This is a genomic window from Rossellomorea oryzaecorticis (assembly GCF_045897515.1).
Taxonomy (GTDB): Bacteria; Bacillota; Bacilli; order Bacillales; family Bacillaceae_B; genus Rossellomorea; species Rossellomorea enclensis.
Map to the genome: position 1 here is coordinate 102,524 of NZ_JBJOSA010000013.1, position 13,206 is coordinate 115,729.

12 protein-coding genes are annotated in these 13,206 nt (G+C 45.1%); 10 read left to right on the forward strand and 2 right to left on the reverse strand.

The features are described 5' to 3' along the window. Positions 1 to 330 precede the first annotated feature (330 nt). Positions 331 to 2,259: an endonuclease MutS2 gene (locus ACKA06_RS15180; protein ID WP_198257538.1), complete on the forward strand. Its 1,929-nt coding sequence runs from the start codon at positions 331 to 333 to the stop codon at positions 2,257 to 2,259. Between the two features lie 45 nt (positions 2,260 to 2,304). Here the strand turns inward: ACKA06_RS15180 and ACKA06_RS15185 are convergent, their stop codons facing one another. Then, positions 2,305 to 2,643, reverse strand: coding sequence for a hypothetical protein (locus ACKA06_RS15185; RefSeq protein WP_198257539.1), 339 nt, complete (start codon positions 2,641 to 2,643; stop codon positions 2,305 to 2,307). A gap of 165 nt (positions 2,644 to 2,808) precedes the next feature. On the opposite strand from ACKA06_RS15185, the gene ACKA06_RS15190 reads away from it, so the two are divergent. Next, entirely contained in the window at positions 2,809 to 3,576 is a 768-nt protein-coding gene (locus ACKA06_RS15190) for an aminoglycoside 6-adenylyltransferase (RefSeq protein ID WP_198257540.1), read from the forward strand. A 48-nt stretch (positions 3,577 to 3,624) separates the two neighbouring features. Here ACKA06_RS15190 and ACKA06_RS15195 read toward each other — a convergent pair whose 3' ends face one another. Next, the gene (locus tag ACKA06_RS15195; RefSeq protein WP_032088336.1) at positions 3,625 to 4,347 is read right to left on the reverse strand and encodes a 3-ketoacyl-ACP reductase; all 723 of its coding nucleotides are present in this window, start codon (positions 4,345 to 4,347) and stop codon (positions 3,625 to 3,627) included. Positions 4,348 to 4,866: 519 nt separating this feature from the next. Here ACKA06_RS15195 and ACKA06_RS15200 point away from each other — a divergent pair. From ACKA06_RS15200 to ACKA06_RS15235, 8 genes are all read left to right on the forward strand, one after another. Further along, entirely contained in the window at positions 4,867 to 6,102 is a 1,236-nt protein-coding gene (locus ACKA06_RS15200; RefSeq protein WP_198257541.1) for a M20 family metallo-hydrolase, read from the forward strand. Between the two features lie 165 nt (positions 6,103 to 6,267). Then, a complete protein-coding gene (locus ACKA06_RS15205) occupies positions 6,268 to 7,878 on the forward strand; it encodes an amidohydrolase family protein (protein ID WP_198257542.1) in 1,611 nt (536 codons plus the stop codon). After that, the gene (locus tag ACKA06_RS15210) at positions 7,875 to 8,096 is read left to right on the forward strand and encodes a DUF3311 domain-containing protein (RefSeq protein WP_032088339.1); all 222 of its coding nucleotides are present in this window, start codon (positions 7,875 to 7,877) and stop codon (positions 8,094 to 8,096) included. Before ACKA06_RS15205 ends, ACKA06_RS15210 begins: the two co-directional genes overlap by 4 nt. Further along, positions 8,096 to 9,562: a sodium:solute symporter family protein gene (locus tag ACKA06_RS15215; RefSeq protein ID WP_411160047.1), complete on the forward strand. Its 1,467-nt coding sequence runs from the start codon at positions 8,096 to 8,098 to the stop codon at positions 9,560 to 9,562. The genes ACKA06_RS15210 and ACKA06_RS15215 overlap by 1 nt, the downstream gene beginning before the upstream one ends. Before the next feature lie 150 nt (positions 9,563 to 9,712). Continuing rightward, positions 9,713 to 10,627 carry a DoxX-like family protein gene (locus tag ACKA06_RS15220; RefSeq protein ID WP_198257543.1) on the forward strand — a complete coding sequence of 305 codons (915 nt, stop codon included), beginning with the start codon at positions 9,713 to 9,715 and terminating at the stop codon, positions 10,625 to 10,627. Next, positions 10,624 to 11,235: a DUF4166 domain-containing protein gene (locus tag ACKA06_RS15225; protein WP_198257544.1), complete on the forward strand. Its 612-nt coding sequence runs from the start codon at positions 10,624 to 10,626 to the stop codon at positions 11,233 to 11,235. Before ACKA06_RS15220 ends, ACKA06_RS15225 begins: the two co-directional genes overlap by 4 nt. Beyond that, on the forward strand, positions 11,204 to 12,763 hold the full coding sequence (locus ACKA06_RS15230) for a YndJ family protein (RefSeq protein ID WP_198257545.1): 1,560 nt from the start codon (positions 11,204 to 11,206) through the stop codon (positions 12,761 to 12,763). Before ACKA06_RS15225 ends, ACKA06_RS15230 begins: the two co-directional genes overlap by 32 nt. A 135-nt stretch (positions 12,764 to 12,898) precedes the next feature. Then, complete coding sequence (locus ACKA06_RS15235; RefSeq protein WP_032088344.1) at positions 12,899 to 13,087, forward strand: hypothetical protein; 189 nt, start codon at positions 12,899 to 12,901, stop codon at positions 13,085 to 13,087. The last annotated feature ends 119 nt before the right edge of the window (positions 13,088 to 13,206 follow it).

The following is a 13,206-nucleotide window of genomic DNA, read 5'->3' on the forward strand; positions in this document are numbered from 1 at the left end:
AGTATGTAATATGTTAGGTGTCGTTCTTAACTAACCGTGAAATGAATACGGACATTTTGCCGGCTTCCACTCTTTCATAAAAAAGGGCGGAATGTACGCTTATTTAACTGTGCCTGCAAAATGTAGTTAAGAACAATGGTCATAGCCTGTACATCCCTTATTTTAGGAGAGCTGTGTCTTTTGTGCACAGCTCTTTTTGTGTGCAGAAGTACGTGGGGCGCTTTTTTTAGCGCTCTCCAAAATAGGCCCTTTGTATACAAGTCGTGAAGACCACAATGGACATTGTTCTGTCTGTTGTGGTCTATTTTTTATTTATTGGAGGAGAAAACATTGAACGAACGAACATTTCAAACATTGGAATTTCACAAGGTGAAACAGGAGCTGTCGAACTTCGCCCTGACAGAAGAAGGAAAAGCAGTATTGTTGAATATGATGCCGTCTGTCAATAAACGACAGATCGAAATGCGGCTGGAGGAGGTGACCGAAGCGGTAAGGATACTTGAAAAAAGTGCTAGTGTACCGATCCATGGCATGGATGGAGTGGAGAAAATCATGGCCAGCCTGAATAAAGGTGTTCCTTTAAGACCTGATGGATTAACAAAACTGTATATCTTCCTTGATACAAGCAAAAAGTTAAAGAAATATATGGCCGATAAGCAATTCCTTGCTCCCAGGGTGTCTGCATATGTTTACTCCATTGAAGACATACCGGAAGTCGCAGATGAAATCAATCGCTGCATCCGAAACGGCAGGGTGGATGATTATGCGAGCAGGGAGCTGCTGCGGTTACGGAAACAGCTCGCCATTCAAGAGGAAAGGCTGAAGGACAAAGTCCAATCAATCGTTAAGTCGGCCAAATACAGATCACTGCTGCAGGAAGCTATCGTGAGCCAGCGGAATGGCAGGTATGTGATTCCCGTAAAGAAGGAATACAGAGGAAAGGTGAAAGGGTCGGTGCTGGATTCATCTGCATCAGGCTCGACGCTCTATATCGAACCAGAGGAATTGAGCGTGCAGCAGGATCAGCTTCTTCTGTATAAACTTCAGGAAGAACAGGAAATCGAGAACATCCTTTGGGCACTGACTGGGCTGATTCAGACATATGAACAGCAGCTCAAGCTGGCCATCGAAACGATGGTTCATTATGATGTCCTTTTTGCCAAGGCTAAATACAGCCGCGCAATTGACGGAGTGAGTGCGGCTGTCAACGAGCATCATTACATTGGCTTGAAGAATGCAGTCCATCCTCTGCTTGGTAAAGGGGCGGTGCCACTGACCATAGAGATGGGGGACTCGTATCATGCTTTGGTGATCACAGGACCGAATACGGGAGGGAAGACCGTCGCCATTAAGACCGTTGGACTGCTCACCCTTATGACTCAGTGCGGTCTTCAAATCCCTGCCGATAAGGGCAGTGAAATCAGTATTTTTGATAAAATCTTGCTTGATATCGGCGACGGGCAAAGTCTTGAGCAGAACTTGAGTACTTTCAGCTCCCACTTAAAAAACATCATCGAAATTCTAAAGGAAACGAATGACCGTACCCTTGTGCTGCTTGATGAACTCGGTTCAGGTACGGATCCGCAGGAAGGTATGGGGCTGGCGACTGCGATCCTCGATCAATTATATGAAAAGGGAGCGACCCTGCTCGCGACCACTCATTACAGTGAAATCAAGCATTTCGCTGAAGAACACGAGGGTTTCATAAACGGGAGCATGGAATTCAACATTGAAACACTTAGACCGACTTACAGGCTCATCGTTGGAAAAGGAGGGGAGAGCCAGGCGTTCTCCATTGCCCTGAAGCTCGGCATGCATCCTTCCATCATTGAAAAAGCGCATAATATTACCTACCGGGAAACCAAAGTGTACAGCAATGATGAACAGGATATTCATGTAAAGAAAGAAATGGAAAAACAAATCATCGTGAACAAGCATAAAAGAAGAGATCGCAGGAATAAGGCACAAGTCAAGCCGTCGGTACAGCAGTTTTCAAAAGGGGATAATGTAAAAGTATCACCAGGCGGAGATTTCGGCATCATTTACAAAGGACCGGACGACAAGGGACGCTGCATTGTACAAATCAAGGATGAAAAACATGAAATTCCGCATAAACGGTTATCCCTTTATATTTCAGCTGCAGAACTGTACCCGGAAGACTATGATTTTGACATCATTTTCGAAAGTAAAGACAATCGGAAGAAAGATAAACTGATGGGAAAAAAGTTTGTGGAAGGATTGACGATAGATAGGGAATAAGAATAAGAAGTACCGGGCAGGGATGAACCCCTGACCCGGTACTTCTTATTCCTTATCCAACAATTGAAATAATATATATTTCTCATCCTTTGTTTTCGCAACGAGATATTGATCTTGACCCTTTACCCTGAAAATACTGGATCCTTTTGCTAGTGTGTTTGATGAAAAGTTGTCTACCGGATGATATTCCTCATTTATCTGTTTCTTGATCTTTCCAAGTTCATCCCCAAGGATCACCCTTTTTTTCGTATCAATTCTTAAGTATTCTTTTCCTTCAACCACCATCATTGGTCCATATCCGCATAACTCGTATTTTTCCTCTTTACCGATACTGCAGGCACTCATTATCAACATCGTAAGAATACATAATGCCAGTTTCTTCATCCTTATCCCCTTCCATTAACGGTATAGTCATAAATATTCCTACTTGTCTTCATACATGCTGATTTCTTCAGCCGTTCAAAAATGTAAGTAAAAGAATCTATGAATAAAGAAATATTTGGTATAATCACTTTATAATACATCCAATGAAAAAGAAGGCAGGGAAGTTTGATGTATACGCCAAAAGAAAGAGAACAGTATTTTACAAGGACCATCCGCACTCTGGAACTATCTGAAAATATCGAAGGAGTCGTCCAGCTTGGATCAGGGGTGGCAGGGTATAAGGATGAACTGTCGGATATTGATTTGATGGTGGCGGCTCCGTCAATTGCCGATCTGGGGGAAGCAATGTCTTTCTTGCAAAAGCATTTTATGACTATCGATTCTGTTTACATAAAAATATTACAGTTAAGAAAGAATATTTACCTGATTATCGCTTTTTTGAAGAATGGACTGGAATTTAATGTTTCCGTCCTTCCCAGGGAGTTATTGAGTGTTAAATCACCACTATGGAAGGTAGTAGTAGATAAAACTGGTAATATATCTGCAAGAATGAAAGATGCCCAGAAACAATTTGAACAATCTGACTATGCGTTCAGTGATGATATCGCATTTGATTTTATGTACAGTATGAGGAAATTCCAGACAGAACTGAAGCGCAGCAATATGATTTATGCCTTGAAAATGCTCGAAACAATGAGGGAACATACCCTGCAGCTCCAAACTTTGATCGAAGGCAAGAAGCTCCATCAGTTCAAGGCGTTCGAGACACTCCAGACGGAATTTATAAGTGAATATCTCAGTACTTACCCCGGGCAGGTCACAGAGGAGCAATTACAAAAAGCAGCTCAAAGATTACAAGATTTATTTATGGACACGATATGCCGAAGCAAGAAACATAGATTGGACGAAAGACTCAACAGTATCCTCCTATAAGAAAACACACCGCCAAAAATCGGCGGTGTGTTTTTGCGAAAAATTTCATTAAAATGGATTCGTTGCCCATTGCAGTGACTGCTTGATAAAAATACGCGGATGCAGTTTCAGCTGCGCTACCATATGTTCAGCCAGATCTTCCGGCTGCATATACTTTTCCGTGTCCGCTTCATCCAGTTCATCCCCGAACGTAAGGTCTGTGGCGACAAGACTTGGGTTCAATGTCATCACACGTATGTTATGCTTCCGTACTTCCTGCATCAGGGCCTCGGTCATTCCCTGGACAGCAAATTTCGATCCGCTGTAGGCGGTACTGCCGGCAGTGCCTTTTAAACCGCTGCTTGACGATATATTGATGATATCCCCCCGGTTCTTTTCTATCAGTTGTGGCAGGACGGCGCGCGTGACATAATAAGTCCCAAATACATTCACTTCAAACGTCCTTTTCCAATCTTCCGGATCGATTTCTAAAAAATCCCCGTACGTGCCGATACCGGCGTTGTTGATGAGGATATCCGCGGAACCCAATTCATCCTGGAGCGACGCAACTGCCTTTTCCACCTGATCCATTTCAGATATATCCGCCGCAGCCACACTGGCCTTTACACCCAGTGCTCTCGCTTCTTCCGCGACTTGTTTCAAAGCGCTTTCGGTTCGGGCAATCAATCCTACATGGACTCCCTCTCTTGCAAGTTCCAATGCCGTCGCTTTCCCGATGCCTCGTCCGGCTCCTGTAATATACGCAATCTTGCCTTGAATCATTTGTGCCATCCTGGTTACCCCTTTCAGCTTAAGTATCAGGTATAAGTCTACGGGGCAGATAGTGGAGAAGCAAATAATCCAACTTAATAACACGATGCTTTCTTGAAGTTCTGTCTTACAAAAAAATTTTGACATTTGAAATCTTTGCTAAACCGCGATAATAATCCTTCAACAATCCGTAATATGTAAAAGGGTCCATTTTCGTCAATTTAGCAGGACTATTTCCGCCGCTTCACGAACCTAAAGATTCAAAGGATCATTCTATTCTAAGGGGAAGGGGGCTAAAAGCCAGAATTTGTCTTTTATTTTCTGAATGTTCCATCTATTTTACGTATTGTAAGTCTATTTCATCACATCATGGACAGAGTGTCTAATGAATCATATGATTTTTCAAACTACAATGATGGTAACCACTCGTCAGTAGTTGAGTTGGGGTTAGGCAGAATCAAGCACTAATAATGGCAGCAAAAGGCATTGAAGTAATTAGTTTATTAACCATCAAATTATAATTTTAGGGGTGTTAACACTATGTCCATCAATAGGGAAAGATTAAAGCAGCACCTGGAGGAACTCGCCGAAATTGGAAAGATCGGAGAAACCGGTGTCTGCCGTCTGGCTCATTCAAAAGAAGACCGCCAGGCAGTGGAGATAGTAAAGGGCTGGATGGAAGATGCGGGATTGACTGCAAGAATCGATGGCTTTGGAAACTTGATAGGCCGGCTGGAGGGATCTGAACCCGAACTCCCGATTCTCATTCTCGGTTCTCATATAGATTCCCAGCCATACGGGGGAAGATTTGACGGGACAGCAGGTGCACTCGGGGCGATTGAAGTCGTACATAGCTTGAAGGAGAACGGAATAACACCGGCACGCACAATAGAAGTGATCTGTTTCTCGGATGAGGAAGGGAGTCGTTTTAACAAGGGGATCTTTGGAGTCCGGGGATTGGCAGGAATGATTGAAGAAGGTGAATTGGAACGAAAGGATAAGCAGGGGATGACAAGAAGGGAAGCTCTGAAGGAGTTTGGTGTCGAGCCGGATCTTAGCAAGAGTCCGGTCTACCAAAAAGGGGATATTGCCGCTTTCCTGGAGCTGCATATCGAACAAGGCCCTGTCCTTGAGAATGTAAATAAACCAGTCGGAATCGTTTCCGGGATCTCCGGTCCTATCTGGCTGACGGTCACCCTCGAAGGGTTCGCCGGCCACGCAGGTTCGGTTCCGATGAAAATGAGGCAGGATGCGCTTCTCGGAGCATCCGATATCATTACAAAGTTTGACAGGCTTGTAAAAACAGAAGGCACTGATACAACAGTCGGGACAGTGGGCAGTATGCAAGTTTTCCCGAATTCAAGAAACATTATTGCTGAAAAGGTTGAGTTCACAGTCGACTTAAGGGATATCGATCTCGAAGCCCGGACAAGGCTGGAAGAAAAACTATATAAAATTATTGAAAAATCTGCAGCTGAATACAAGCTGAAAGTTGACATTAAAGAAGATACCCGCAGTGAGCCTAGATATTGTGCCGACTGGATCAAAGCCATCATGAAAGAAGAAGACGGAAAGCTAGGGCTGGATTCACCAACTTTGATGAGCGGGCCTTTCCATGATGCATTGATTATGTCCTATATCTCTGACTACGGGATGATCTTCGTCCGCTGCGAAAAAGGGATCAGCCATAATCCGCTTGAATTCGCAGAAATGGATGACATAGAAAAAGGGGTTCAACTGTTATATAAAACCGCATTGCGAATCGCTCAAGGGTGAGCCTGGGGGGACTGGTACCTTGACCCGCTTCTACTGAGCAAGGAAGTCCTGGTCAAAGGACTTGTGAGGAAAGACTGTTGGTTATTGATGGAGTAACATCTCTCAGATATGAGTCAGTGTACCTGTCCCCATGACCCGGATGCGAATATATCAGGAGGTGTTGATGTGAGCGCGACGATGCTTTTTATTAATGGGGAAGTGGTTACGGTAGATTCGGTGTTTTCTGTAATGGAAGCCGTGGCCGTAAAGGATAACAAGATTATCGCGGTGGGAACGAATGAAGAAATCCTTGCCCTTAAGGGTGAAGATACTGACATCATAGATTTAGCGGGCAGAAGTGTTCTACCGGGATTTATAGATGCCCATGCCCACCTCGAGCTTTATGGGACAAACAGGCTGGGAGTGAATGGAAAGACAGCTGACAGCATTAGCGAATTAATTGAAAGGTTGAAGGAAAAAGCGAAAACCACCCCGGAAGGAGAATGGATCCGTGGATGGGGCTATAATCAGAATCATTATGCTGAAGGACGGCATCCCACCCGCTGGGATCTCGATGAGGTATCAACGGAGCATCCAATCATCGTTGTCCGGACGTGCGGGCATATTTCCTGTGTAAATAGTAAAGCACTCGAACTGGCAGGGATACATTCTCGGACGGAAGATCCTCCAGGCGGGAAATACGAACGCAAGGCTGGAGAATTGACGGGACTGCTTCTGGAATCTGCTCACATGAATATGTTCCTGTTTGCAAATTATTCCGAGGAAGAGGTTATGCATGGACTGGAACTCGCTTCAAAAGATTTTTTAGTGAAAGGCATCACCAGTGTTCATGATGCCGGAGGCTACGGGCCGGACCACATCCGCTCCCTTTTGAACGCCGTCTCCTCAAAACGGATCAAACAAAGAGTTTATGCCCTGTATGGCTCCCTGCATGACTCCCCTGGAATGGTTGAGATGGGTCTTCAGAGCGGAATAAGGACAGGCCTCGGGGATGAATGGATGAAAATCGGTCCTGCCAAGGTCTTTATTGATGGCAGCAGCAGCGGTCCCACTGCTAAAACAAGGGATCCTTACACAAGTGATCCCAAAGACTCGGGAATCCTATATTTGACACAGGAAGAGTTGAATATGTCTCTTGGAAAAGCCCATCAGGCAGGCTGGCAGATCACAGCGCATGCCATCGGTGACGAAGCCGTCCACATGATGATCGAGGCAGTCAGGTCCGCACTCGAGCACGAACCGAGACAAGACCACCGTCACCGTATCGAACATTCCGGGATGACGCCGCCTGATCTGCTTGTGAAAATGAAAGACCTGAATATCATTCCGATTCCCAACCCTGCATTTATTTATGAGTTTGGGGAGGGATATGTCAGAGATTATGGCGAGCGTGTCAACCACACGTTCCCCTTATGGAGTTTTTCAGAATACGGGATTCCTTTTGCCATTGGTTCCGACAGTCCGATCACAACGGCAGATCCTATTCACGGCATAGTGTCAGCGGTCACAAGAATGTCCAATTCGGGTAAGGAAATCGGCATAGGACAGCGCATCACCGTCCAGGAAGCAATCAAGGCCTATACATGGAACGGTGCATATGCGAGTTTCGAAGAAAACCTGAAAGGCAGCATAGAGCCTGGAAAGCTTGCCGACCTTGTCGTATTGAATGATTCGATTCTGACGTGCGATCATTCGAAACTGCGCGATATAAATGTAGAGCTCACAATTTTAGATGGAAAGATCGAATATGCAGCGAAAAAGGAGGGCGTCATTTGAGTAAAAGTAAATTTACGACTTTATACTGCATTTCCCTGGGAATTCCGTTTTTGCTATTAATCTTCCCGTTTTTTTCACTTGGGAACAGGGCGACACCTGTGGTGATGGGCTTGCCCTTCTCGGTGTTCTGGGTGATTCTGTGGATCATCATTACGTTTTTGATCGTTCTGGCACTCTATCGGATCGATCCCGACAAAGATGAAGAGGAGGCGAACTGATGGCAGATTGGCAGATTGCAATGATCATGATGATAGGCTACCTTGTGGTTGCACTTATCGTTGGAGTGATGGCCGGAAGAGGACATGATAAGACCTCTCTGGATGAATTTACAGTTGCAGGCGGAGGTCTCGGACTGGTTGTCATGTGGTTCTTGATGGGAGGGGCCGTTTTCAGCGCATTTTCTTTCCTCGGCGCCCCGGGCTGGGCTTATTCAAAAGGAGCTCCTGCCCTTTACATTTTGACTTATACCGCGTTTGCTATTCTTCCGTGGTACATCATCGGTCCAAAGATCGGAAAAATCGGCCGGAAGTTCAATATTTACACCGTGGCAGGCTTCATGAAAAGAAGATATGGAGGGAAAACGCTGCCGATTTTGATTGGGATCATCGCACTGCTTGCTTCGATCCAATATCTTGCCACTCAAATGAAGGGAATGGCGTACATCTTCAATATCATGACGGAGGGCCGGATTCCACTCTGGCTGGGTGCCCTGCTAGCATATGGCATCGTGGTCGTTTATGTCGCTACGGGAGGCCTCCGTGCAGCAGCATGGTCTGATGTTTTCCAGGGAATGCTTATGATCATCATTTCCTGGGTCGTCGGTCTTGCCATCGTCAATCAGATGCACGGAAGTATCGGGGACATGTTTTCAAACCTCGTCCGGGATAATCCTCAATTCCTGGAAATCGGCAAAGAAGGTTCGACGATGTCAGGTACGGCCTATACAACAACGATCCTGGTTTCCCTAATCGGATTCTTGATGTGGCCGCATCTTTTTTCTAAATCTTATGCGTCAAATGCACGTACAATCAAGAAAACGGTTCTTGTCTATCCGATCTTTGCCCTTTTCCTGATCCCTTTGTTATTCGTCGGCTTTTCTGCAGTCAACGTTGTGAATTCCGCAGATGTAGGGGCACCTGATGAAATTCTCCCATATTTAATTACCGCTGTACTCAGTCTGCCAGGCTGGGTGTACGGCCTTGTCGGTGCCGGGGCGCTGGCTGCAGCAATGTCGACTGCCGATGCAATCACTCACAGCGCATCACTGGAATTTACGGATGGAGTCATCAAAAACATGAAGCCTGACCTTCCGGATAAAACGACACTATTCCTGATGAGAGCAGGGGTATTCGTAGTGGGTGGACTGGCATACGTCATCACTGTGTTCGGCGGACAGGGGCTCATCGCCCTCCTGCTTGGTGCGTACGGTTCAATCGTTCAATTTGCACCCGGAGTATACGGAGCCCTTTATTCGAAGAAAATAACAGGACCTGCCGTTATCACCGGACTTATCGTCGGTACATTTGTCAATTACTATTATCAGCTCATCGCTGAAACGACTCCATTTGATATCCATGCCGGCATCCTGGGCTTGATTTGCAATATCGTCATTGTTGTTGTGATAAGCGCCCTCACCCGGCAAACGAGCGGGGAGATGGCAGAGGAGTATCGGAATATTGGATAAATAGGATATGGATGATCCGCACAAAGATAGCAAGCCCAAACCGTAATGGGGGATGGCTTGCTATTTTTTGTTAGACGTACATGATTTAATCTGGTAGGTTTATAGATTTTCATCAAATGTAATGGTATTTTAATAGCAGAGGTGACGCCAATGAAAAACAAACCAATCTATGTAGAAATCCCCATCAATGCCCCTGTCGAAAAGGTGTGGGAAATGTCCCAGGACCCTCATCTCCATGAGCAGTGGGATCTTCGATTTACATCTATCACCTATCTGCCAAAAACATCAGATGATGATCCGCAATCATTTCGATATGAAACAAAATACGGCTTTATAAAGGTTGCTGGATGGGGTGAAAGTGTCGGCACACATCATAAAAAAGATGGTTCAAAGACCTCTTCTCTGCATTTCGGGACAGACCAGAAGATTTCCCCGATCAGTGAAGGAAGAGGATACTGGCGATATATCCCTACGGAAAAAGGAACAACCTTCCTGACCCAATATGGCTATGATGTCCGATACGGTGGATTTGGAAGACTGATAGACTCCGTATTCCGCCCGCTGATGGGATGGGCGACGGCTCTAAGCTTTGACGTGCTCAAGCAATGGATAGAAAAAGGAGAGCAGCCGCGCTCACAGTATATGCGCCTTTTTACCAGTACAATGCTGGCCATACTCTTTTTCTTCGTATGGGTTTATCAGGGGCTGGTACCGAAGATCATAGCGGGACATCCCGAAGAAGTTTCGATGCTTTCAGCCTTGTCTTCTCTGGATGGAATGGCTGCTGTAAAAGGGGTTCAAATCATAGGGGTCTTTGAAATCCTGTTCGGTGCCGTCTGGCTTTTATATCGTAAAAAAAGGCATCTGCATGCACTTCAAATGTTCGTGTTTCCTATATTGACGATCCTGGCTGTAAAGTCGGATCCCTCCATTTCCATTCATCCATTCAATCCGGTTACGTTCAATGCAAGTCTGTGGGTTCTTTCCATTATAGGGTTCTTACTTTCCAAAGACCTGCCCACTGCATCCAGATGCAAACGTAAGAGAAAGGATGTTGCAGCGTGACGATTTACAAAGAACTTTTAGGGGCAGAATTCAAAAAGCTTCATCCAAAACTTCAGGAGAGGTATACGCTGTCTGTCGGACAACCCTTCCAAGGGACAGGGACAATGTCAAAAATAGAAACCGGGCCGGCTTGGCTCAAGCCCTTTTTAACTTATGCTGTCCGCAGAAAGTTTCTTTTTCCTGAAAGTGATAAGGATGTACCGTTCACAATTAAAAATAGCTGCAGGCTCATGGAAAGCGGAGAGACAGAGGTTTATTGGGAGCGGTCCTTCTTTTTTGAAGAAGTGACACGCCATTTTAATGCCTTCATGACGATTGATGCCGAGCGCGGGGTAGTAAAGGATTATCTGGGTGAACCAAGCCTGTTTTATTCAGATTTAAATCTTAGTGTAAGTCATGACGGAGGATTGCGCATCCGATCCGGTTCTCAACGCTTCATTGCCGGTAAATTTGAAATCAAGCTCCCTTCCTTATTCAAAGGCGAGGTCGCCGTGGAGGAAGGATATGATGAGGTCTCTCGATGCTATACGATAAAAGTTGATATACATAATAAATTTATAGGCAGGATGATGACTTATGAAGGTACATTTACTGCGCAGTCTGGTTAATCCCATCACCCTTGCAGGGGTGGTTTTGTTTACTATAAGCTGCGTGCTGGTGACAGACCAGCCTCATATGTTGATGCTGACTGCTGCACAATTGATTTTGGTACCAGTCATGCTTCTGCAGATCATTGAGTTCAGCAGGCTGAATAGAGTAGTCACTTGGATTGCAATGCTTTCCGTTTTCCTGCTGCAATTCGTTTCCTGGAGTGGGGGGAAGCTGCTGCTTTCTATTATTTATGTTGGCTTTACCCTCTTGATTGCATCTAATGGGTTGAAACGATTTTTCAGGAGAGGGTTCACCAATTGGGCAGAAATTTCAATCGATGTCGGTTTGATGTATCTGTTTATAGGCGGGCTGTGGTTTTTTGCTTATATTAATGGTGTAGATACAGGGTTCGGCCCACTGATCACATGGTTAACGGCCATACATTTCCATTACTCTGCTTTTTTGCTGCCGGTTTCGCTGGGGTTATTTGGAAGGATACATGAGTCCCCTATGTATCGATGGATCGTGCCTGCTATCTTGGCAGGTCCTATGCTTGTAGCAATTGGAATTACTTTTTGGCCGATTCTTGAAGTCCTGTCCGTACTGGTGTATATAGTTGCCATTTACAGTCTTATCGGACTTTCATTCCGGACCCGTTTTGCCTCCCGTCTTCAGGCATTCCTGATCCGGATTTCATATTCAGCGCTTGGAATAACGATTTTATTTTCAATACTTTATGCGCTGAACAGTGCTTTTGGATTTTTGTATGTCAGTATCGGATTCATGCTATTGTTCCATGGTCTTGTCAATTGTATCTTATTTGGACTGGCCGGTGTGATCGGCTGGGGGGTATCCCCGCCGTCATCCAGGCAGGAAACGTGCACTTTTCCAGTGAGCAGGATAAAGGGTGGTGTTCAATGGACCGGAAAAAAGCATCCGGGTCTCGTAGATGATCTTAAAGACTTTGTTGATGTGGATTCTTTACCCCATTCAATCGTCCATTTCTATGAGCACACAGAAGAGTATCAATTAACTGCATCAGTCAAATGGGCATCCTGGTTCAAACCGATGGCATGGTGTTTCAAGCTCATCAGTGCGAGGATGCAGCAATTAAACCTGCCCCTTTCCAGCAAAAGAACTGAAATGACAGGAGAAATCCTGCAGGTTGATCCGGACCTGGATGGAAGGGAGAAACCGAGGGTATGGGTCCGAAAGGTGGATCAATCCACCGTGTTTGCAGCCATCTATTCCCGGCATGAAACAGACGGGAGGACCTTTATGAATATTGCACTGCCGCTTCCGTATTCCTCGATGGTCGGTATTCTTCAATTGAAGGAATTCAATGGCTCCTTGATTTTGACAAGCGAAGGAGAGGGAGATCCTGGTGTTTATCTGGCTGCAGGGGATATTCTTTTTAAACTTCCTCTTTCCGAGCATTTCTTGATCCAGGAAATAAGCCAGGGTTCACTTGCAGCCAGTCACAACATGAAAATCTTTGGGATGCATTTTTTAAATATTGAGTATATGATTTACCCGAGAGTATGAGGCCTGAAAGTGTAAAGCTCGAGAAAATGTACGAATGATAATGGACAAGATGAATATCTATATAGAGACTAATTGTACGAGAGCGAATTTTGCAATGTGTAAGTCAACTTGGAGCTCTAGATAGGGGCTGGTTTCTTGTATAGAAACAATCGGAATCCACTTGTGAATATCTCCATCTTCATTTTGATTTTTTTACTCATCATCCATGTCATACGTTTTATCCTCAATGCTAAGGTGTACATCGTCTACAGTATGGGTGTGGGCCCGATTTTATTAATGGGGCTGATCGTATTTCTGATTATTTTTCTTTATTTTAAAGGGTGAATGTAAAGGTACAGTGACTGGAGACCAGACATATGGTCTCCAGTTTTTTTGTGTGTGCCAGGCATGCGCACAATCTACAGGGTTCAAGTCCCGAGCCGTGAAGGCAGTAGTAACGGTTA

What these genes read in the sequence shown, in the direction of transcription:
- ACKA06_RS15185 (WP_198257539.1), bottom strand. Translation starts at nt 2,643, where the DNA reads ATGAAGAAACTGGCATTATGTATTCTTACGATGTTGATAATGAGTGCC.
- ACKA06_RS15195 (WP_032088336.1), bottom strand. Translation starts at nt 4,347, where the DNA reads ATGGCACAAATGATTCAAGGCAAGATTGCGTATATTACAGGAGCCGGA.
- ACKA06_RS15200 (WP_198257541.1), top strand. Translation starts at nt 4,867, where the DNA reads ATGTCCATCAATAGGGAAAGATTAAAGCAGCACCTGGAGGAACTCGCC.
- ACKA06_RS15215 (WP_411160047.1), top strand. Translation starts at nt 8,096, where the DNA reads ATGGCAGATTGGCAGATTGCAATGATCATGATGATAGGCTACCTTGTG.
- ACKA06_RS15220 (WP_198257543.1), top strand. Translation starts at nt 9,713, where the DNA reads ATGAAAAACAAACCAATCTATGTAGAAATCCCCATCAATGCCCCTGTC.
- ACKA06_RS15230 (WP_198257545.1), top strand. Translation starts at nt 11,204, where the DNA reads ATGAAGGTACATTTACTGCGCAGTCTGGTTAATCCCATCACCCTTGCA.